This window comes from Streptomyces virginiae (assembly GCF_041432505.1).
Taxonomy (GTDB): domain Bacteria; phylum Actinomycetota; class Actinomycetes; order Streptomycetales; family Streptomycetaceae; genus Streptomyces; species Streptomyces virginiae_A.
This window is the reverse complement of the sequence record NZ_CP107871.1, coordinates 6,846,964-6,866,109: the sequence shown is the minus strand read 5'-3', so window position 1 is coordinate 6,866,109 and position 19,146 is coordinate 6,846,964. Positions and strand designations below refer to the sequence as shown.

Sequence of the window (19,146 nt, the reverse complement as noted above, 5' to 3'; positions counted from 1 at the left end):
GCCTTCGGATCTCTCCTCAGGCGCTACCCGGGAACGGCTGCCCACGGACCCCGCTCGGGTCCGCGGCGCCGGCCGGGGGCCGTCCCCCCCGGCCGGACTCCGTGGGATCAGCCCTGCGCGGAGATCCGCGCGAGGCGCTGGGCCTCTGCCCGCGTGGACACCGCGATGGCGTCCTCGTCGGCGAAGAGGAGACGGTTGTTCTCGACGATCTGCTTGCCGCCCACGAACGACGCGGTGACCGGGGCCGCCGCACCGAAGACCAGCGCGGTGACCGGGTCGGCGATCGAGGAGTGCAGGAAGGTGTTCAGGTTCCACAGCACCAGGTCGGCGCACTTGCCGACCTCCAGCGAACCGATGTTGTCGGCACGGCCGAGGACCTGGGCGCCACCGTAGGTACCGAGGCGCAGGGCCTGGCGCGCGTTCAGGGCGCGCTCGCGGTGGACCGGGTTCAGGCGGTTGATCAGCAGCGCGTTGCGCAGCTCGGTGTGCAGCTCACCGGACTCGTTGGAGGCGGTGCCGTCCACGCCGAGGCCGACCGGGACACCGGCGGCGAGCATGTCCGGGACGCGGGCGATGCCTGCGGCCAGACGGGCGTTGGAGGACGGGCAGTGCGCGACACCGGTCCTGGTACGGGCGAACGCGGCGATGTCGGAGTCGTTCATGTGGACGCTGTGCGCCATCCACACGTCCTCGCCGAGCCAGCCGGTCGACTCGAAGTAGTCGGTCGGGCCCATGCCGAAGAGCTCGTGGCAGAACTTCTCCTCCTCGACCGTCTCGGAGCCGTGCGTGTGCATGCGTACGCCGAGGCGGCGGGCCAGCTCGGCGCCCTGCTTCAGCAGCTCGGTGGAGACCGAGAAGGGGGAGCACGGGGCCACGGCGACCTGGGTCATCGAGTCGAAGGAGGCGTCGTGGAACTTCTTGACGGTCGCCTCGGTGTCGGCGAGCGCGCCTTCGAGGGTCTCGACGGCGTGGTCCGGCGGCAGACCGCCGTCCTTCTCGCTGCGGTCCATCGAGCCGCGGGCGAGGGTGAAGCGGACACCCATCTCGGACGCGGCGCGGATGATCGAGCCGGACAGGTCGCCGGAGCCCTTGGGGAAGACGTAGTGGTGGTCCATCGCGGTGGTCACACCACCCTTGGCCATCGCGGCGAGGGAGCCCTGCGCGGCCGTGTACGTCATCTGCTCGTCGATGCGCGCCCACGTCGGGTACAGCGCGACGAGCCAGTTGAAGAGGTTGTGATCGGTGGCCAGACCACGCGTGATCCACTGGTAGAAGTGGTGGTGGGTGTTGACCAGACCGGGGGTCACGAGGTGCCCGGTGCCGTCGATACGGCGAACGACATGGTCGAGGTTCTCGGGGGCCTTGCCCGCGCCGATGAATTCGATCCTGTTGCCGGCGACGACCACGTGGCCCGAGGCGTACTCGGTGTCGTTGGCGTCGACGGTCGCGATCGCACAGTTCTCGATGACGATGCGCTCGACCGCGCTGTCATGGGCTGCCGATGCTGCCATGGGGCTTCCTCGTGCTTTCAGTGGCGGTGCGGGCACGGCAGGACCCAGGAGGTTTGAGTGCCGGAGCCGGGGGCCTTGACAGCTGACAGTACTGCCGCCCCGTGTGATACGTCCGGGTGCCGATTCAGCAAGCGTGGGAGTGTCGCGCGGTCCCGGGGCCACTGCGGGGCCCCGGGGCGCGCGTGCCGCGTCAGAGGTTGGTCATGTCCACGGGGATGCGGGCGTCGACGCCGTCCCGGAGAACGGTGGCCTCGATCAGACCGTAGGGACGGTCCGCGGCGAAGTACACCTCGTTGTCGTTCTTGAGGCCGAAGGGCTCCAGGTCGACGAGGAAGTGGTGCTTGTTCGGGAGCGAGAAGCGAACCTCGTCGATCTCCGAACGGTGGTTGATGATGCGCGAACCCATCTGGTACAGGGTCTGCTGCAGCGACAGGGAGTAGGTCTCCGCGAAGGCCTGCAGCATGTGCTTGCGGACCTCGGCGTAGGACTTCTCCCAGTTGGGCATCCGCTGCTCGTCGTCCGACCAGTTGAAGCGCCAGCGAGCCGACACCTGGGTGGCCAGGATGCGGTCGTAGGCCTCCTTCAGCGTCGTGTACTTGTCCTTCACGTAACCCCAGAACTCGGAGTTCGTGGAGTTCATGACGACGAGGTCCTTGAGGCCGGAGATGACCTCCCAGTTCGTACCGTCGTACGTGATCTGGGTGACGCGGGTCTCCGCGCCCTGACGGACGAAGGAGTGGTTCACCTCGTCGGAGCCGATGAACTTGGAGTTGGCGTCCGAGGTGGCGATCCGGTCCCAGGCGTACTCCTCGATCCGGATGCGCGCGCGCTTGATCGGCTCCTGGCTGGTGACGAACCAGCGCGCCAGGTGGATGCCGAACTGCTCGGCGGACTCGATGCCGTACTCCTTGGCGAACGCGTACACCGTGTTCTTGGTGGTGTCCGTCGGAAGGCAGTTGGCGTTCGAGCCGGAGTAGTGGACGTCGTCCATGTCGCCGGAGAGGGCGATCGAGACGTTCAGGTCCTTGATGTGGTGCGTGTCGCCGTCCCGCGTGATCTTGACGACGCGGTTCTCTGCTTTGCCGTACTGGTTCTGGCCCAGAATCGTGGCCATGCTAGCTCCCTCGGTAAACGGAGTAGCCGAACGGGTTGAGCAGCAGCGGTACGTGGTAATGCTCGCCCGGGTTCACCGCAAAGGTGATGGTGACCTCGGGGAAGAACGCACCGCTGTCCCTTACGCGGGGGGCGTCCTGCTGCGCCTCGGCTTGCTTCTTGAAGAAGTACGTCTCGGTCTCGAAGTCGAGACGCACGTGAGTGGTGCCCTCCGGCAACGCCGGCAGGTCCTTGCAGCGCCCGTCCGCATCGGTGGCGGAGCCGCCCAGGGCCGCCCACTCGCCGTCGAGCCCCGTACGGGCCGACAGGGAGATGGCGACGCCCTCGGCGGGCTTGCCGATGCTGGTGTCCAGGATGTGCGTGGACACCGACGCGGTGGTCTCGGTGCTCATGGTCACGCTCCTTCTGCGAGTTCGACGAGACGGGTGAGGCGGATCTTGTTGATCTTGACGAGCTCGCCGCGGGCGATCTCCCGCTCCTGCTCCGGCGAGTTGTCGATCCGGACCTTGACCGCGTCACGCATGAACTCACCGGTCGCACCGGTGGCACAGATGAGGAAGACGTGGCCGAACTTGTCCTGGTAGGCCAGGTTCAGTTCGAGGAGCTCGCTCTTGAGCTCCTCCGAGGCACCGGCCATGCCACGCTGCTCGCGGGCGGAGGTCGGGTCCCCCGGCTTCGGCCGGCCGATCGGCGCGTGGCCTCCCATCGCTTCGCCCAGGTCCTCCGCGGTGAGCTCCGCCATGGCGGCTTCGTTCGCGGCGAACAGGGACTCTGCGGTGGCGAAGGGGCGCTGGGCGAGCATCTTGCTCCCCCACGCCGAACTGGCGCACACCTCGTGCAGCTCGGCCGCGGCCGCGCTGTCGTCCAAGGTGTTGAACCGGGTGAGACCCGGGGTCGGACTCGAAGTCACGGTAGGCCTCCGTGGCCTGTTGTTGCTTTGACGGGCTGCGCATAGCTAACGCCCTCGACAACACGGCGTCAACACTTTGTTGAAACTTCCCGTACACAAAAGCCGCCGCCCGGGTGAATTGGGCGGCGGCTCGTCACCGCGAGTCAGCCTGCGTTCACTCCTGGCTGCTCTTACCGGTGCCCTTCGGGGCGTTCGAATCCCGGTTCAGATAGTTGTAGACGGTGAAGCGGCTGACGCCCAGGGCGCCCGCGACCGTTTCCACGCCGTGCCGCACGGAGAAGGCGCCCCGCGCCTCCAGTATCCGCACGACGTCCTGCTTGGACTTCCGGTCGAGCTGGGCCAACGGTACGCCGTACCGGCGCTCCAGGGCCGCCAGGATGCGATCCAGCGAGTCGGAGAGCTGCGGCAGGCGCACGGCCAGCAGATCCTGCCCCTCCCAGGCGAGCACGACGTCGTCGGGCTGCGCCAGGGCCGGATCCATCAGCTCGCCGCCCATGGCGTCCACCAGCGGCTTGACCGCGGTGACGAACGGGTGGTCGCGGGGCTCGGTCATGACATCTCCTCCCCGATCACATTGACCTGGAGCGAGACACGCGTGGCGCCGGCCTCCAGGGAGTCGCGCAGCAGCGCCTCCACAGCGGCCAGCACCCGGTCGGCCTCACCCTCGGCGGTGTTGCCGAACGGACCGACGTCCACCGCGTCCAGCTGGGCCTTCTGGATGACCTCGCGGGCCGCCACGGCATGGGCAGGAGCCTCTTCCAGATCGAAGGGCTCGGTCGTGAACTCCACTCTCAATCGCACGTCGTCAAGCTACCCCGCCGTCAGGATTTTCCGGCAGTCCGCACTTGACATCGACGCGGACCCCCATGCAATCTTCCATCAGACAGAAAATAACTTCCGCAATACGGAAGGAGCGCACACCCCTCATGGGATACACGGACCAGCGCTTCGATGTGAACCTGTCGATCCTCTTCACGGAACTCCCGCTCCTGGAGCGCCCCGCGGCCGCCGCCGCGGCGGGCTTCACGGCGGTCGAGCTGTGGTGGCCCTGGATCGAGACCCCCACCCCCGCACAGTCGGAGCTCGACGCCCTCAAGAAGGCTCTTGAGGACGCCGGCACCCAACTGGTGGGACTGAACTTCTACGCCGGCCAGCTTCCGGGCCCGGACCGCGGTGCGGTCTCGGTACCCGGTGCGGAGTCGGAGCGCTTCAACGCCAACATCAACGTCGCCGCGGACTTCGCGGCCTCGGTGGGCTGCAAGGCGCTGAACGCCCTCTACGGCAACCGCGTCGAAGGCGTGGAGCCGGCCGTTCAGGACGAGCTCGCCCTGAAGAACCTGGTCGTGGCGGCCCAGGCCGCGGACCGCGTCGGCGCGATCCTCCTGATCGAGACCCTCAACAAGCCCGAGTCGCCGCTCTACCCCCTGGTGAGCGCACCGGCCGGCATCGAGGTCGTGGACAAGGTGAACGAGGCCACCGGCCTCGGCAACGCCAAGTTCCTGCTCGACCTGTACCACCTGGCGATGAACGATGAGGACCTCTCCGAGGTCATCGAAAAGTACGCCGCCAAGACCGGGCACGTCCAGATCGCGGACAAGCCGGGACGCGGTGCCCCCGGCACCGGCGAGCTGCCCCTCGAGGAGCTGCTCGACCAGCTGAAGAAGGCCGGATACGAGGGCTACGTAGGCCTGGAGTACAAGGCCGCCGACGCTGCCGCCTCCTTCGCATGGCTGCCGGCCGAGGCCCGCGCCGCGAAGTAGTCGGACAAAGTCCGGGCGATCAGCCAGGCACTTCACGCACTTTTCGTACAAAGCATTAAGAGAAGGACCCTCATCATGAGCAACCTCCCCAAGATTGCCTGGATCGGCCTCGGAATCATGGGCTCCCCCATGGCCGAGAACCTCCTGAAGGCCGGCTACTCGGTCACCGGCTTCACCCTGGAGCAGGACAAGCTGGACCGCCTGGCCGCCGCCGGTGGCTCCGCGGCCGGCTCGATCGCCGAGGCCGTGGCGGACGCCGACGTCATCATCACGATGGTGCCCGCCTCCCCGCAGGTCGAGGCCATCTCCTACGGTGAGAACGGCATCCTGGAGAACGCGAAGTCCGGTGCGCTGATCATCGACATGTCGTCGATCACCCCGCAGACCTCGGTGGACCTCGCGAAGAACGCCGCCGCCAAGGGCATCCGCGTCATCGACGCCCCGGTGTCCGGTGGCGAGGCCGGCGCCATCGAGGCCGTCCTGTCGATCATGGTGGGTGGCGAGCAGGCCGACTTCGACGCGGCCCTGCCGATCCTCGAGGCCCTCGGCAAGGTCATCGTCCTGTGCGGTCCGCACGGCTCCGGCCAGACGGTGAAGGCCGCCAACCAGCTCATCGTCGCGGTGAACATCCAGGCGTGCGCCGAGGCCGTCGTCTTCCTCGAGAAGTCCGGCGTGAACCTCCAGGCCGCCCTGGACGTCCTCAACGGCGGTCTGGCCGGCTCCACGGTCCTGACCCGCAAGAAGGACAACTTCCTGAACCGCGACTTCAAGCCCGGTTTCCGGATCGACCTGCACCACAAGGACATGGGCATCGTCACGGACGCCGCCCGCAACGTCGGTGCGGCCCTTCCGGTCGGCGCGGTCGTCGCCCAGCTGGTCGCCTCGCTGCGCGCCCAGGGTGACGGCGGCCTGGACCACTCCGCCCTGCTCCGTGCGGTCGAGCGCCTCTCCGGCGCTCAGATCTGAGCACCTCCCCTCTCATAGGGGACCTGAGTTTCCGGATGGCGTCGGTGCTGACACCTGTCCTGTCGCGCCCAAGTGCCGGCGCCGTCCGGATCACCACTCACACTTCAACTTCGTTCAACAAACTGTTGACGTTTAGTTCGTGTCGAATTTAGGCTGTTCCGCATGACGGAAGACGCTTTCCGTCAGCAGTTACCCCGTACGGAAGGTCACCATGTCGAAGCGCACGCTGACGACCGAGTCCGGCGCCCCGGTCGCCGACAATCAGAACTCCGCCACCGCCGGCGTCGGTGGCCCGCTCCTGGTCCAGGACCAGCAGCTCCTGGAGAAGCTCGCCCGCTTCAACCGTGAGCGCATCCCGGAGCGCGTGGTGCACGCCCGCGGCTCCGCCGCGTACGGCTACTTCGAGGTGACCGACGACGTCACCGCGTACACCAGCGCCGCGTTCCTGAACACGGTCGGCAAGAAGACCGAGACCTTCCTGCGCTTCTCCACCGTCGCCGACTCGCTCGGCGGCGCGGACGCGGTCCGCGACCCGCGCGGCTTCGCCCTCAAGTTCTACACCGAAGAGGGTAACTACGACCTCGTCGGCAACAACACCCCGGTGTTCTTCATCAAGGACCCGATCAAGTTCCCCGACTTCATCCACTCCCAGAAGCGCGACCCCTTCACGGGCAAGCAGGAGCCGGACAACGTCTGGGACTTCTGGGCGCACGCCCCCGAGGCGACGCACCAGATCACCTGGCTCATGGGTGACCGCGGTATCCCGGCGTCGTACCGTCACATGAACGGCTACGGCTCCCACACGTACCAGTGGACCAACGAGCAGGGCGAGGCCTTCTTCGTCAAGTACCACTTCAAGACGAACCAGGGCATCCGCAGCCTCTCGGGCGAGCAGGCCGCCGAGCTCGTCGGCAAGGACGCGAACTCGCACCAGACCGACCTGCTGCAGGCCATCGAGCGCGGTGTGAACCCCTCGTGGACCCTGTACGTGCAGATCATGCCCGCCGCCGAGGCCGCGGACTACCGCTTCAACCCGTTCGACCTCACCAAGGTGTGGCCGCACAGCGACTACCCGCTGCAGCGCGTGGGCCGCCTGGTCCTCGACCGCAACCCGGACAACGTCTTCGCCGAGGTCGAGCAGTCCGCCTTCTCCCCGAACAACTTCGTCCCGGGCATCACCGCCTCGCCGGACAAGATGCTCCAGGGCCGTCTCTTCGCCTACGCCGACGCCCAGCGCTACCGCCTCGGTGTGAACCACACCCTGCTGCCGGTCAACGCCCCGAAGGCGACGAAGGCCGACAACTACGGCCGCGACGGTGTCATGGCGCTGCGCAACGGCTCGCGCCACGACAAGAACTACGAGCCCAACTCGTACCAGGGTCCGGCCGAGACCGGCCTGGCGCTGGGCGCCCCGAAGGCCGTCTCCGGCTACACGGGCACCCACGAGGCCCCGGCCCACACCAAGGACGACGACTTCTTCCAGGCCGGTGAGCTCTACCGCCTGATGTCGGAGGCCGAGAAGCAGCGTCTGGTGGCGAACATCGCCGGCGGCCTGTCGCAGGTCACCCTCGAGGACGTCATCGAGAAGAACCTGGCTCACTTCCACGCCGCCGACGCCGACTACGGCAAGCGCGTCGAGGAGGCCGTCCGCGCCCTGCGCGACGCCTGAGCCACCCAGATGTACCGGGGGCCTGACGGGAGGTCAGGCCCCGGGTGCTCAGCCCGACCCGTGGACCCGGATGAGGGGTGGTACACGGCGAGGGCAGGACGAGGACCGTGGCGAGCGAGCGAGCCAGTGCGGTGGTAATGGGTTCCGAGGCCCGTCTCTTGACCTGAGGGAGACGACGCCGGAGTTCTCGTCGCCCGCCCGCCACGGTCCCAGCCAATCCCGTCCTCTTCGTACAGGGGCTACGCACAGAGCCCCCTGCACGCGGAGGACCCCACCTCCCCACACACTCCGCCCGGCGGTACGAACGTCCTGTCGCGCCAGCCTCGCACCGTCGGGCGGTAACAACCAGAGCGCCGAGTCACGGACGGTCCCGTGACTCGGCGCTTTGTCGTGTCGGCGACGGCCATCGGCCTCGGCCGGTGGCCGTGCGGCCTACCAGCGGATGTCGCCGCCCGGCTCGGTGTCCAGCGCCGCACGGTCGAAGACCAGCAGGCCGAGGAAGAAGAATCCGCCCAGGACGAGCAGTCCGGCCACGACCACCACGGGGACCAGCGCCTCCCCCGGGGTCACGAGGACGAACAACGCGAGCAGGGTCCACACGAGCGCGCAGACCGCGACGGGCAGTTCGAAGCCGCCGAGGTCGAAGGCGCCCTTCCGGCGGGCCAACCGGCCGCGCACGGCCAGGTAGAGCACGACCGTCGCGCCGTAGATGAGGGCGGGGAGGATCGTCGACGCCGTGATCAGTTCCAGCAGCGCCGCGCCGGGCAGCGCGACCATCAGCACGCACCCGAGCACGAGGATCAGCACGGTCGCCGGGACCGGTGTGCTCGTCCGGGGATCGACGCGGCGCATCAGCCGGTGCGCCGGGAAGCGCGCGTCGCGGGACATCGCGTAGACCAGCCGCGAGCAGGCGACCATCACCACGATCCCGGCGCCGAAGAACGCGAACGAGATCGCGACGAGGAGCACCTGCTCGGCGACCGCGCCGAGGCGGTCGCGCATGATCGCCGCGACCGGCGAGCCCTCGGCGCTGATCCGCGGGAGGTCCTCGATCGCGAGGGTGAGCGTGATCAGGAAGACCATGCCGAGGATCCCCGCGGCGACGACGGACCCCACGATCGCGCGGGGCACGCTGCGATGGGGGTCCTTGGCCTCCTCGGCCAGGTTCGCCGCGGAGTCGAAGCCCACGAGGGTGGCGAGACCCATGATCATCGCCAGCATCAGTCCGCCGCCGATGCCGAAGTAGTCGGGCGCGTGGGCGGCGACGCCGCGCGAGGTGAGGTTGCCCGCGTCCGAGCCGCCCGTGACCGCCACGGCGATGGCGAGGGCGATCGCCACCACGACGACGAGCACCACTTCGAGCCCCACCGCGGCCGAGTTGATCCAGCCGACCAGGCGCGTCGAGGCGATGGCGAGCACGGCCTGGATCAGCAGCACCACCAGGGTGATCACCCGTGCGGTGCCCTCGTCCGGCGCGATGCCGACGAGCGGCATGAACGCCTGGCTCGCGAGCGCGTTGTCGATGGCCACGACGGCGATCGCCAGATAACAGAAGGTCAGCCAGCCGAACCACCAGCCGATCCGCGGGCCGGCCAGCCGGGAGGCCCATTGGTACGAGGAGCCGCTGAGCGGGATGCGGGCCGCGAACTGGGCGACGACCAGCGCCACCAGGGTCTGCCCCACGGCGGCGATCGGCCAGAGCCAGATGCCCACCGGCCCGGAGCTGCGCAGCACTTCGTCGTAGGTCGCGAAGACGCCGACCGCCACCGAGATGAAGGCGAAGGAGATCGCGAACACCTGGAAGGAGCCCAGCGTGCGCTTCAGCTCCTGCCGGTAGCCACCGAGTTCGACGTCCGCGTTGTCGCCACCCCTCTCACCGGTGCTGCCACCCTGCCCGCCCTGTCCGCCCGCCGAAGCCCGCGTCACCCGGCCCACCTCGCTCTCCACCGGCCCTTCGCAGCGGCTGCGAGGGCCCGGCCAGTGTGCTGCGCCGGGCCGCTCCGCCCCGGCGGGTGGCTGCCGACGCACGCGGGCGGAGCCCCGAACGGACGCGCCGCGCCCTTCGGCGGGCGGGTCGGGGCCCGGGTCTTCCGGTGTGCGCGGGCCCTGGTTGGATGGCCGAATGGATCTTCGAACGTTCCGCGCCCTGCTGTCGGACGAGGGGCAGAGCCTGTTGGCGGCCCTGGAGGACGCCGGCCCGGGCCGAGCGTCGAGGTGCGCGGCGACGGCCGATCTGTGGCAGAGCAGCCCCGCGCTGGTGGCGGCGGCCGAGGAGCAGGTCCGGTTGCGGGGGCGGGCGGCCGCGTACTTCGGGGAGTTCGGCCCCCACATGTACTTCACCCCGGACCTCGTCGAGCTCTCCTCCCACCTGGCGGTGGCCGAGTACAAGCTGGACCGCGTCCTGCACGAGATCGGCGTGGTGCTGATCGACGCGATGGGTCTGGGCAGCGGCGCCGACGCCCTGGTGCTCAGCCGGTCGCACCACACCACGGGCGTCGACGCCGATCCGCCGGCCGTCGAGATCGCCGACGCCAACGCGCGGGCGATGCGATCGCCGATGCTGTTCCCCCACCACGAGGACGTCACCTCGTACGACAGCCAGAGCGAGGCCGTCTTCATCGACCTGATGCGGCGTCCCGGGCCCGACGGGAGCCACGACCCCGAGTCGTACGGTCCGTCGCTCTCCTGGGCCCTGGAGCGGGTACGCACGACCGGCGGTGGCTGGATCCGGCTCGCACCCGGCCTCGGGCCCGGCGTGGTACCGGATCCGGGCCGTCCCGACGAGGCGGAGTGGATCTCCTACGACGGGGTCTCCCAGGAGCTGGTCCTGTGGTGGGGACTGGGTGAATGGGGACGGGAGGCGGCGGTCACCGTACGCAAGGCCACCCTGCTGCCCGCCGGTGCCTCGCTCACCGCGCGCGGCCTGCCCGAGCCGTCCGTGCGTCCCCTGGGCCGCTACGTGTACGTGCCGGACCCGGCCGTGGTCGACGCGGGTCTGGTGGCCGAGGTCGCCGAGGATGTCGCCGGCGGACTCCTTCACGGTGGCGGCGCCCTCCTCACGGCCGACGAGCCGCGGTACACGCCCTTCGCGACGGCCTACGAGGTCATGGAGGTGCTGCCGTGGGGTGATGGCGCGAGGCCGCGGACCGACGCCCCCGACGCGCCGGTGGAGTTCGTCGTCACCGCGGCGGACGGCACCGCGACGCTGATCGCCGTACCCGTCCGGTTCCCGCAGGCGCCCTGAGGGCCTCGTAGGCGCCCCGGGCCTCGTCGCGCATCACGCGAACGGCCCCCGCCCCTCCGGAAGGAGGAACGGGGGCCGCGTCGTTCCGGCGCTGTCGCGGATCAGACCTGCAGGGCCTTGATCGCGGTCGGGGCGTGGCCCGGCTCGGTCGCGAGCTCTTCGAACTCGGTGACGTCGCTCATGTCGACCGTCTTGCTCATCGCGATGTTGGTGATGCGCTCCAGGATGGCCTCGACGACGACCGGGACCTGGAACTCCTGGGCCAGCTTCTTGGCCTCCTCGAAGGCCTCGCCCAGCTTGTCCGGGTCGGTGACGCGGATGGCCTTGACGCCCAGGCCCTCGGCGACCTTGACGTGGTCGACACCGTAGACACCCAGCTCGGGCGTGTTGATGTTCTCGAACTCGAGGTTGACCTCGAAGTTGATGCCGAGGCCACCCTGCGCCTGACGGATCAGACCCAGGTAGGCGTTGTTCACGAGGACGTGGACGTAGGGGACCTTGTGCTGGGCGGCGACCGCCAGCTCCTCGATCATGAACTGGAAGTCGTAGTCGCCGGACAGCGCGACGATCGGGGTCTCCGGCTCCGCGGTGGCGGCACCGATGGCGGCCGGGATGGTCCAGCCGAGGGGGCCGGCCTGGCCGCAGTTGATCCAGTTGCGCGGGCGGTAGACGTGCAGGAACTGCGCCGCCGCGATCTGGGAGAGGCCGATGGTGGTGACGTAGCGGGTCTCGGGACCGAACGCCTTGTTCATCTCCTCGTAGACGCGCTGCGGCTTCAGGGGGATGTTGTCGAAGTGCGTACGGCGCTGCAGGGTCGCCTTGCGGTCCTGCGCCGAGGCGGTCCAGGCGGAGAAGTCCGGCAGCTTGCCCTCGGCCTTGAGCTCCTTGGCGATCTCGATGAAGAGCTCCAGCGCGGCCTTGGCGTCGGAGGCGATGCCGAAGTCCGGGGCGAAGATCTTGCCGAGCTGGGTGGGCTCGATGTCGACGTGGACGAACTTACGGCCCTTGGTGTAGGCGTCCAGGTTGTAACCGGTGTGACGGTTGGCCCAGCGGTTGCCGATGCCGAAGACGAAGTCCGACTCCAGGAACGTCGCGTTGCCGTAGCGGTGCGCGGTCTGCACACCGACCATGCCGGCGGCCAGCTCGTGGTCGTCCGGGATGGTGCCCCAGCCCATGAGGGTGGAGATGACGGGGACGTTCACCAGCTCGGCGAACTCGACCAGCAGGTCGGAGGCGTCGGCGTTGATGATGCCGCCACCGGCGACGATCAGCGGGCGCTCGGACTCCAGCAGGAACTGCAGGGCCTTCGCGGCCTGGGCGCGGGTGGCCTGCGGCTTGTAGACCGGCAGCGGGGAGTAGGTCTCCGGGTCGAACTCGATCTCGGTCAGCTGGACGTCGATCGGGAGGTCGATCAGGACCGGGCCCGGACGGCCGGAGCGCATCAGGTGGAAGGCCTCCTGGAACACGCCCGGGACCTGCGCGGCCTCCAGGACGGTCGTGGCCTTCTTGGTGACCGGCTTGGCGATCGAGGCGATGTCGACGGCCTGGAAGTCCTCCTTGTGGAGCTTCGAGACCGGGGCCTGACCGGTGATGCAGAGGATCGGGATCGAGTCCGCGATCGCCGAGTACAGGCCGGTGATCATGTCCGTGCCGGCCGGGCCCGAAGTACCGATGCAGACACCGATGTTGCCCGCCTTGGCACGCGTGTAGCCCTCGGCCATGTGCGAAGCGCCCTCGACGTGGCGGGCGAGGGTGTGCGCGATGCCGCCCACGTTCTTGAGCTCGCGGTAGAACGGGTTGATCGCAGCACCGGGGACGCCGAACGCTTGTTCGACACCCTCGAGCTTGAGGATCTCCACTGCAGCGGCGGCGGCTGTCATACGAGGCATCGAGTTCTCCTGCGGGTCTGGCGGTCAGGCTTTTCCGTAATCCGGAAGTTTTGTTCTGCTATACGGAACAAGCTAAGCGGCGACTCCTGCGACGTCAAGGCGGTGAGGGACCCCGGAAGACACCAAAAGCCGCAAGTCGGTCGCCGACTTGTACAAATCACTGATCCGTCGGCGGGAAACCCCCGGAAAAGGCGTGCGGGCTCCCCCCGGCGGTCGCCGGTGGTGGAGCATGGACCTACGCACAGCGACGGAGGGGGTCCAGGTCTCATGGCGGAAGCGGTACCGGTGCGCTGCCCGGCGTGCCTGCGCGAGAACGGCTACACCGCCCCGGTCTTCCCCTGCGCGTGCGGAAGCCCGGTCCATCCCCCGCTGGACCTGTCGGCGCCGCCGATTCCGCTGACCCACCGGACGTGGTCGGACACCTGGGTGACGGTGCGCTGCACGACCTGCGGGCGGGAGAGCGAGTGGCCGCATCCCGAGCTGGGCTGCGGCTCGTGCGGGACGGTGGTTCTCATTCCGGTGCATCCGCCGGAGGGGACGGGGACCCCGGTCGGTCCGGCCGGCGCGTCCCCGGCGGCCGCCCGGCCGGATCCGGACAGCACCTGGCCCGGGCCGGCGGGCGGTCCGGCGGGCGGGCACACCGGCGGAGCCGCCGACGGGCGCCCGGCGCACATTCCGCCGCCGCCGGCCCCACCGGTGCCGCGCCCCGCGTTCCGGCCGGTGACCATCCGTACGGCCCGCGACGCGGTGGCCACGGCCGCGCTGTACCTGCGCTGGCTCGGCTTCCGGGACGTGCGGCAGCCCGACGGACGCCCGATTCCCGCGGCGACCGTGGACCTGCGGGCTCCGGGCCTGGTCGCCCAGGTGGACCCGACCACGGCGCCGGCCGGGCTGCGGGCGGTGGAGTGCGTCTGGCTGAACGGGCTCACGGCCTCCGCGACCAGCGTCTACTTCGCGCTCGCGGGCTACACGGAGGACGCCCGGGCCCGCGCGGACGATCTCGGGATACCGCTCTTCGTCATGGATCTGACGGGCATGCCGCAGCCGGTCAACGACCCGGCGGACGCGCTGGTCGGCCCGGACGCGTAGGGCGTCGCGGAACGGGAGGACCCGGCGGGATCGGCAAGCTACCCCCTAAGCTCGTGGGCATTGCCTACTTCCTGCCCAGGAGAGCCCGATGAGCCTGTACGACATCCCGCTGACCACCCTGTCCGACGAGCCCACCAGCCTGGCCGCCCACAAGGGCAAGGCGATCCTCCTGGTGAACACCGCCTCGCAGTGCGGTCTCACCCCGCAGTACTCGGGACTGGCCCGCCTGCAGTTCGCGTACGAGGCGAAGGGCTTCACGGTCATCGGCGTGCCCTGCAACCAGTTCGGTGAGCAGGAGCCGGGCAGCGCCGAGGACATCCAGACCTTCTGCGCGGCCGGTTTCGGCGTCACCTTCCCGATGCTGGAGAAGTCCGAGGTCAACGGCGAGAACCGGCACCCGCTCTACGAGGAGCTGGTGAAGACCCCGGACGCGGAGGGCGCGGCCGGGGACATCCAGTGGAACTTCGAGAAGTTCCTGATCTCCCCCGCCGGCGAGGTCGTGGCGCGCTTCCGCCCGCGCACCGAGCCCGAGGCGCCCGAGGTCATCGCCGCGATCGAGGCGCACCTGCCCGCGTAACGCCCTGCGGGGAGGCGGGCGCCGGCAGCCCGCACGGCTAGCCGGCCCCACCCTGCCCGGCCCGCTCAGTCCAGGTCGGCCTCGTCGTACTCCCCCGCCGACCCGGCCGCGGTGAGCTCCCGCAGCTCCACCCGGCGGATCTTGCCGGACACGGTCTTCGGGAGCTCGGCGAACTCGATGCGGCGGATCCGCTTGTACGGGGACAGCACCGCGCGGGAGTGCTCGAACAGCACCCGGGCCGTCTCCGGCCCGGGCTCCCAGCCGCCCGCGAGGGTGACGTACGCCTTCGGGACCGCGAGCCGCAGCGCGTCCGGGGCCGGGACGACGGCGGCCTCGGCCACCGCCTCGTGCTCCAGCAGGGCGCTCTCCAGCTCGAACGGGCTGATCTTGTAGTCCGAGGCCTTGAAGACGTCGTCGGAGCGCCCGACGTAGGTGAGGTACCCGTCGGCGTCCCGCGCGGCGATGTCACCGGTGCGGTAGAGCCCGTCGGCCATGGCCTCGGCCGTGCGCTCGGGGTCGTCGCGGTAGCCGGTCGTCACCCCGGCGGGCCGGGTGCGCAGGTCCACGCAGAGCTCCCCCTCGTCGGCGGACTCCTTGCCCGTGACCGGGTCCAGCAGGACGATCTCGTAGCCGGGTGCCGGCCGGCCCATGGAGCCGGGCTTGACGGGCACGCCGGGGAAGTTCCCGACCTGGAGGGTGGTCTCGGTCTGGCCGAAGCCGTCACGGATGGTGACGCCCCAGGCCGCACGGACCCGCTCGATGACCTCCGGATTGAGCGGTTCCCCGGCGGCGACGGCCTCGCGCGGGGGCCGGGCCAGCTTGGTGAGGTCGGACTGGATCAGCATCCGCCACACGGTGGGCGGGGCGCAGAAGGTGGTCACGCCGTGCCGGTCCATCTCGGCCATCAGGCGCTCGGCGTCGAAGCGGGTGTAGTTGTGGACGAACACGGTCGCTCCGGCGTTCCACGGGGCGAACAGGTTGGACCAGGCGTGCTTGGCCCAGCCGGGCGAGGCGATGTTGAGGTGGACGTCGCCGGGGCGCAGCCCCAGCCAGTACATGGTGGAGAGGTGCCCGATGGGGTACGAGGCGTGCGTGTGCTCGACGAGCTTGGGGCGGTCGGTGGTGCCGGAGGTGAAGTACAGCATCAGGGGGTCGGTGGCGAGGGTCTCGCCGTCCGGCGTGAAATCACCGTCGGCGGCCGCCGTGTCCGCCAGTCGCAGCCACCCGTCGGGGACCTGGTCCCCGACGGCGATCCGGGTGTAGTCGCCCGGCACCTCGTCGAACTTGGCCGTGTCCAGGTCCCGCGCGATGACATGGCGCACCTGGCCTCGCTCGACCCGGTCGCGCAGGTCGGCCGGGCCCAGCAGCGGGGTGGCGGGGATGACGACGGCGCGCAGTTTCATCGCGCCGAGCATCACCTCCCACAGCTCGCGCTGGTTGCCGAGCATGACCAGGATCCGGTCGCCGGGCGCGACGCCCTGCCCGCGGAGCCAGTTGGCGGCGGCGTTGGACCGTTCGGCGAGCTCCGCGAAGCTGAGGCTCTGGCTGGTGCCGTCCTCCTCGACGATGCGCAGGGCGTCGGCGTCGTTCCCGGCGGCGATGTGGTCGAACCAGTCCAGGGCCCAGTTGAAACGGTGGGGGCGGGGCCAGGTGAATCCGGCGTGGGCGGCCTCGTAGTCGCCGCGGCGTTCCAGCAGGAAGTCCCGCGCGGCCAGGAATCGGGCGGTGGCGTCGTCCTGCGTGCTCTCGGTCGTCATGACGCGCATCGTGCCGCCTTCGGTGTACGGACCACCAGTGCGGCGTCAGCCGCGAGTTGACGACGCGGGACCACCCGGGACCGTACGGGCGGAGGCCGTACGGTCCCGGGTTCCGTGTGTCAGGGCTTGATCGCTCCGAACCGTACGGACACCCCGCCGGCTCCATCGGCCCCACCAACCCCACCGGACTCGGCCAACCCCTCCACCATCAGTGTCCCCTCGGCGACGATCTCCTCCTTGGCCGCCTTGGAGACCGGGCCGAACAGCTCGACGGTGAGTACCCGCCCGTCCAGCTTCCACAGGCCGGCGAGGAACCCGTCCACGAGCAGGGTGCAGTGGGCCTGGTTCCCCGTCCACGTGCGCCCCTTGATCTCCGGGGCGACCACGCGGGTGCGGTCGGCGTGCGAGAGCAGGAGGTTGTCGAACTCCGGGAGGAAGCGCGGCGGGGCCGGGGTGTCCGCGTCGGGGCGGGGGGCGTCGGGGAGGTCGAAGAGTTCCACGCCGTTCTCGTCCTGGAAGACGAGGAGGACCGGGCGCAGCCGCTCGAACGCCTCGCGCAGCCGGGTCAGTCCGGCCCAGGTCTGCATGTCCTTGACGGAGGCGGGCCCGAAGGCGGCGAGGTAGCGCAGCACGACCTCGTCCACGGGCTGCGCGGTGCCGGCGGGCTTCCCGAGCCAGCTCTCGACGGTGGTGAGCCGGACCTGGCCGCTGCGCCCCCAGACGCCCCGCGGGGTGACCTGCACGAGCGGCAGCCGGCAGCGAGCGGCGACGGACAGGGACTGCGGGTCGGCGTCGGGCCATTCCTGGAGCAGTTCCTCACGGATCTCGCCCATGGTGCGCGGCTCGCTCTCGACGAAGGCACGGGCGCGCTCGGCGAGGTGGTCCAGATCGACTCCGATGAGCCCCTTGCGGAAGTAGGTGACCTCACGGTCGCGGGCGGGCTGGACGAGGGGCCTGAGGGTCAGGGCGTCGTGGGCGGTGTGCGTGTGGATCGTCGATCGCATGGTGACCATCCGGACGACCTCGCGGGATTCCATGAGCCCGGCCAGCTCGGCGGGCCGGAAGTCGGCGAGCCGGGCGTGCAGCTGGAAGTAGGGCGGCTTCACGTTCTGCGCCTGCAGCCCGAGCAGGTGCGCGACGGCGTCCCCCGCGGACATCTCGGCGCGGCTCAGCAGCAACTGGCGGGCGAGCGTGGCACGGTTCAGAGCGCGGGTGTCGAGTACGGGGTGTGTCGTCCTGGAAGCCATGGCAGCAAACTAGCCCTCCTTGCGGACAGATCCGGTCCGCAACCACGATCCGAAGCGGGCCGGAAACCCCCCTGCGCGGCCCCGGCCGCCCCTTTCCCCCCTATATCCTGCCCCTTGCCCGTAAACACACGTTCGACCGGGAGCTGACCTGCGATGTCGGAGCGTCCAGACCGCCGCCCCTCGCCGTCCGCCGCGAAGCGCGCGGGGTGGCGGCGCCCCGCCGACCCGACCGGCGCCACCCCTCCGGCAGGACCGCCGACCGGCCCACAGCCCGCACCGGCGGCCCCCGCTCCCCCGAACCACCGCAGTGTGATCGACTCGGCCGTCTACCGCGACGGCCGCCGGATCGCCTCCCCCACCAGCCTCGCCGACACCTTCCGGCAGCTGCGCGAGGAGCCCGAGGGGATGGCCTGGATCGGCCTGCACCGTCCGACCCAGCCCGAACTGCACTCGCTGGCCGCCGAGTTCAACCTCCATGAACTCGCCGTCGAGGACGCGCTGGAGGCCCACCAGCGCCCCAAGCTGGAACGCTACGGCGACACCCTCTTCGTCGTCCTGCGCGCCGCCCGCTACCTCGACGCGCAGGAGGAGGTCGACTTCGCCGAGCTCCACATCTTCGTCGGCCCGGACTTCCTGATCACGGTCCGCCACGGCGGCGCCCCGGACCTCTCCGCGGTCCGCCGCCGGATGGAGGGCAACCCGGAACTGCTGTCCCTCGGCCCGGAGGCGGCCCTGTACGCCATCCTCGACGCGGTGGTCGACGGCTACGCCCCGGTCGTCGAGGGCGTCCAGACCGACATCGACGAGATCGAGACGGAGGTCTTCCGCGGCGACCCGGCGGTCTCCCGCCGCATCTACGAACTCTCCCGCGAGATGGTCGAGTTCCAACGCGCCACCCGCCCCCTGGTCGGCATGCTCCACGGCCTGATGGCGGGCTTCGCGAAGTACGGCACGGACGAGGAACTCCAGCGCTACCTCCGCGACGTGGCGGACCACGTGACGCACACGAGCGAGCGCGTCGACGGCTTCCGCCAGGCCCTCACGGAGATCCTGACGGTCAACGCGACCCTGGTCTCCCAACAACAGAACGCCGAGATGCGCGCCTTGGCCGAAGCGGGCTTCGAGCAGAACGAGGAGATCAAGAAGATCTCCGCCTGGGCGGCCATCCTCTTCGCCCCCACCCTGGTCGGCACCATCTACGGCATGAACTTCGAGACCATGCCGGAACTCAAGTGGGCCGCCGGCTACCCCTTCGCGATCCTGCTGATGGCAGTGGTCTGCGTGAGCCTGTACGTCATCTTCAAGAAGCGCGACTGGCTGTAGACCGTGTATCCGCGCCCTTGATCGACCTGCCTCTTGCGAACACCTGGCGAAGGCCGCGGCCGAGGCGGGTCGCACCGCTGCGACATGCTGC

Annotated in this window: 17 protein-coding genes; 7 read left to right on the top strand and 10 right to left on the bottom strand. The window is 69.8% G+C overall.

Annotation, left to right across the window (positions count from 1 at the left end; all coding sequences use genetic code 11):
• Window positions 1–107 precede the first annotated feature (107 nt).
• From OG624_RS31775 to OG624_RS31750, 6 genes are all read right to left on the bottom strand, one after another.
• Window positions 108–1,511, bottom strand: coding sequence for an 8-oxoguanine deaminase (locus OG624_RS31775; protein ID WP_033218116.1), 1,404 nt, complete (start codon window positions 1,509–1,511; stop codon window positions 108–110).
• A gap of 190 nt (window positions 1,512–1,701) precedes the next feature.
• Window positions 1,702–2,625: a factor-independent urate hydroxylase gene (gene pucL, locus OG624_RS31770; RefSeq protein WP_033218115.1), complete on the bottom strand. Its 924-nt coding sequence runs from the start codon at window positions 2,623–2,625 to the stop codon at window positions 1,702–1,704.
• Window position 2,626: 1 nt separating this feature from the next.
• The gene (gene uraH, locus OG624_RS31765) at window positions 2,627–3,016 is read right to left on the bottom strand and encodes a hydroxyisourate hydrolase (RefSeq protein WP_033218114.1); all 390 of its coding nucleotides are present in this window, start codon (window positions 3,014–3,016) and stop codon (window positions 2,627–2,629) included.
• A 2-nt stretch (window positions 3,017–3,018) separates the two neighbouring features.
• Window positions 3,019–3,534 carry a 2-oxo-4-hydroxy-4-carboxy-5-ureidoimidazoline decarboxylase gene (gene uraD / locus OG624_RS31760; protein ID WP_033218112.1) on the bottom strand — a complete coding sequence of 172 codons (516 nt, stop codon included), beginning with the start codon at window positions 3,532–3,534 and terminating at the stop codon, window positions 3,019–3,021.
• A gap of 154 nt (window positions 3,535–3,688) precedes the next feature.
• Window positions 3,689–4,087, bottom strand: a complete 399-nt coding sequence (locus OG624_RS31755) for a helix-turn-helix domain-containing protein (protein WP_033218110.1) — start codon at window positions 4,085–4,087, stop codon at window positions 3,689–3,691.
• Window positions 4,084–4,335: a thiamine-binding protein gene (locus tag OG624_RS31750; RefSeq protein ID WP_078851107.1), complete on the bottom strand. Its 252-nt coding sequence runs from the start codon at window positions 4,333–4,335 to the stop codon at window positions 4,084–4,086. Before OG624_RS31750 ends, OG624_RS31755 begins: the two co-directional genes overlap by 4 nt.
• A 125-nt stretch (window positions 4,336–4,460) precedes the next feature.
• Here OG624_RS31750 and OG624_RS31745 point away from each other — a divergent pair, with 125 nt between their 5' ends.
• The 3 genes from OG624_RS31745 (at window position 4,461) to OG624_RS31735 (ending at window position 7,929) form a co-directional block, all read left to right on the top strand.
• Complete coding sequence (locus tag OG624_RS31745) at window positions 4,461–5,294, top strand: TIM barrel protein (RefSeq protein WP_030765360.1); 834 nt, start codon at window positions 4,461–4,463, stop codon at window positions 5,292–5,294.
• Window positions 5,295–5,369: 75 nt separating this feature from the next.
• Window positions 5,370–6,260 carry a 2-hydroxy-3-oxopropionate reductase gene (locus tag OG624_RS31740; RefSeq protein WP_033218099.1) on the top strand — a complete coding sequence of 297 codons (891 nt, stop codon included), beginning with the start codon at window positions 5,370–5,372 and terminating at the stop codon, window positions 6,258–6,260.
• Between the two features lie 211 nt (window positions 6,261–6,471).
• Complete coding sequence (locus OG624_RS31735; protein WP_030390353.1) at window positions 6,472–7,929, top strand: catalase; 1,458 nt, start codon at window positions 6,472–6,474, stop codon at window positions 7,927–7,929.
• A 432-nt stretch (window positions 7,930–8,361) separates the two neighbouring features.
• Here the strand turns inward: OG624_RS31735 and OG624_RS31730 are convergent, their stop codons facing one another.
• Window positions 8,362–9,855, bottom strand: coding sequence for an APC family permease (locus OG624_RS31730; protein WP_078909166.1), 1,494 nt, complete (start codon window positions 9,853–9,855; stop codon window positions 8,362–8,364).
• Between the two features lie 196 nt (window positions 9,856–10,051).
• On the opposite strand from OG624_RS31730, the gene OG624_RS31725 reads away from it, so the two are divergent.
• On the top strand, window positions 10,052–11,173 hold the full coding sequence (locus OG624_RS31725; protein WP_051763067.1) for a hypothetical protein: 1,122 nt from the start codon (window positions 10,052–10,054) through the stop codon (window positions 11,171–11,173).
• A 101-nt stretch (window positions 11,174–11,274) separates the two neighbouring features.
• Here OG624_RS31725 and gcl read toward each other — a convergent pair whose 3' ends face one another.
• Window positions 11,275–13,062 (bottom strand): glyoxylate carboligase, encoded by a 1,788-nt coding sequence (gene gcl, locus OG624_RS31720; RefSeq protein ID WP_033218096.1) that lies wholly within the window; start codon window positions 13,060–13,062, stop codon window positions 11,275–11,277.
• A 267-nt stretch (window positions 13,063–13,329) separates the two neighbouring features.
• Here gcl and OG624_RS31715 point away from each other — a divergent pair, with 267 nt between their 5' ends.
• The gene (locus OG624_RS31715; protein WP_033218094.1) at window positions 13,330–14,151 is read left to right on the top strand and encodes a hypothetical protein; all 822 of its coding nucleotides are present in this window, start codon (window positions 13,330–13,332) and stop codon (window positions 14,149–14,151) included.
• Between the two features lie 88 nt (window positions 14,152–14,239).
• Window positions 14,240–14,728: a glutathione peroxidase gene (locus OG624_RS31710; RefSeq protein WP_033218092.1), complete on the top strand. Its 489-nt coding sequence runs from the start codon at window positions 14,240–14,242 to the stop codon at window positions 14,726–14,728.
• Between the two features lie 65 nt (window positions 14,729–14,793).
• Here the strand turns inward: OG624_RS31710 and OG624_RS31705 are convergent, their stop codons facing one another.
• The gene (locus OG624_RS31705; RefSeq protein ID WP_161292135.1) at window positions 14,794–16,485 is read right to left on the bottom strand and encodes an AMP-binding protein; all 1,692 of its coding nucleotides are present in this window, start codon (window positions 16,483–16,485) and stop codon (window positions 14,794–14,796) included.
• Window positions 16,486–16,604: 119 nt separating this feature from the next.
• Window positions 16,605–17,732 carry a winged helix DNA-binding domain-containing protein gene (locus OG624_RS31700; RefSeq protein ID WP_326749349.1) on the bottom strand — a complete coding sequence of 376 codons (1,128 nt, stop codon included), beginning with the start codon at window positions 17,730–17,732 and terminating at the stop codon, window positions 16,605–16,607.
• A gap of 153 nt (window positions 17,733–17,885) precedes the next feature.
• On the opposite strand from OG624_RS31700, the gene OG624_RS31695 reads away from it, so the two are divergent.
• Window positions 17,886–19,055 carry a magnesium and cobalt transport protein CorA gene (locus OG624_RS31695; protein WP_161292131.1) on the top strand — a complete coding sequence of 390 codons (1,170 nt, stop codon included), beginning with the start codon at window positions 17,886–17,888 and terminating at the stop codon, window positions 19,053–19,055.
• Window positions 19,056–19,146 lie beyond the last annotated feature (91 nt).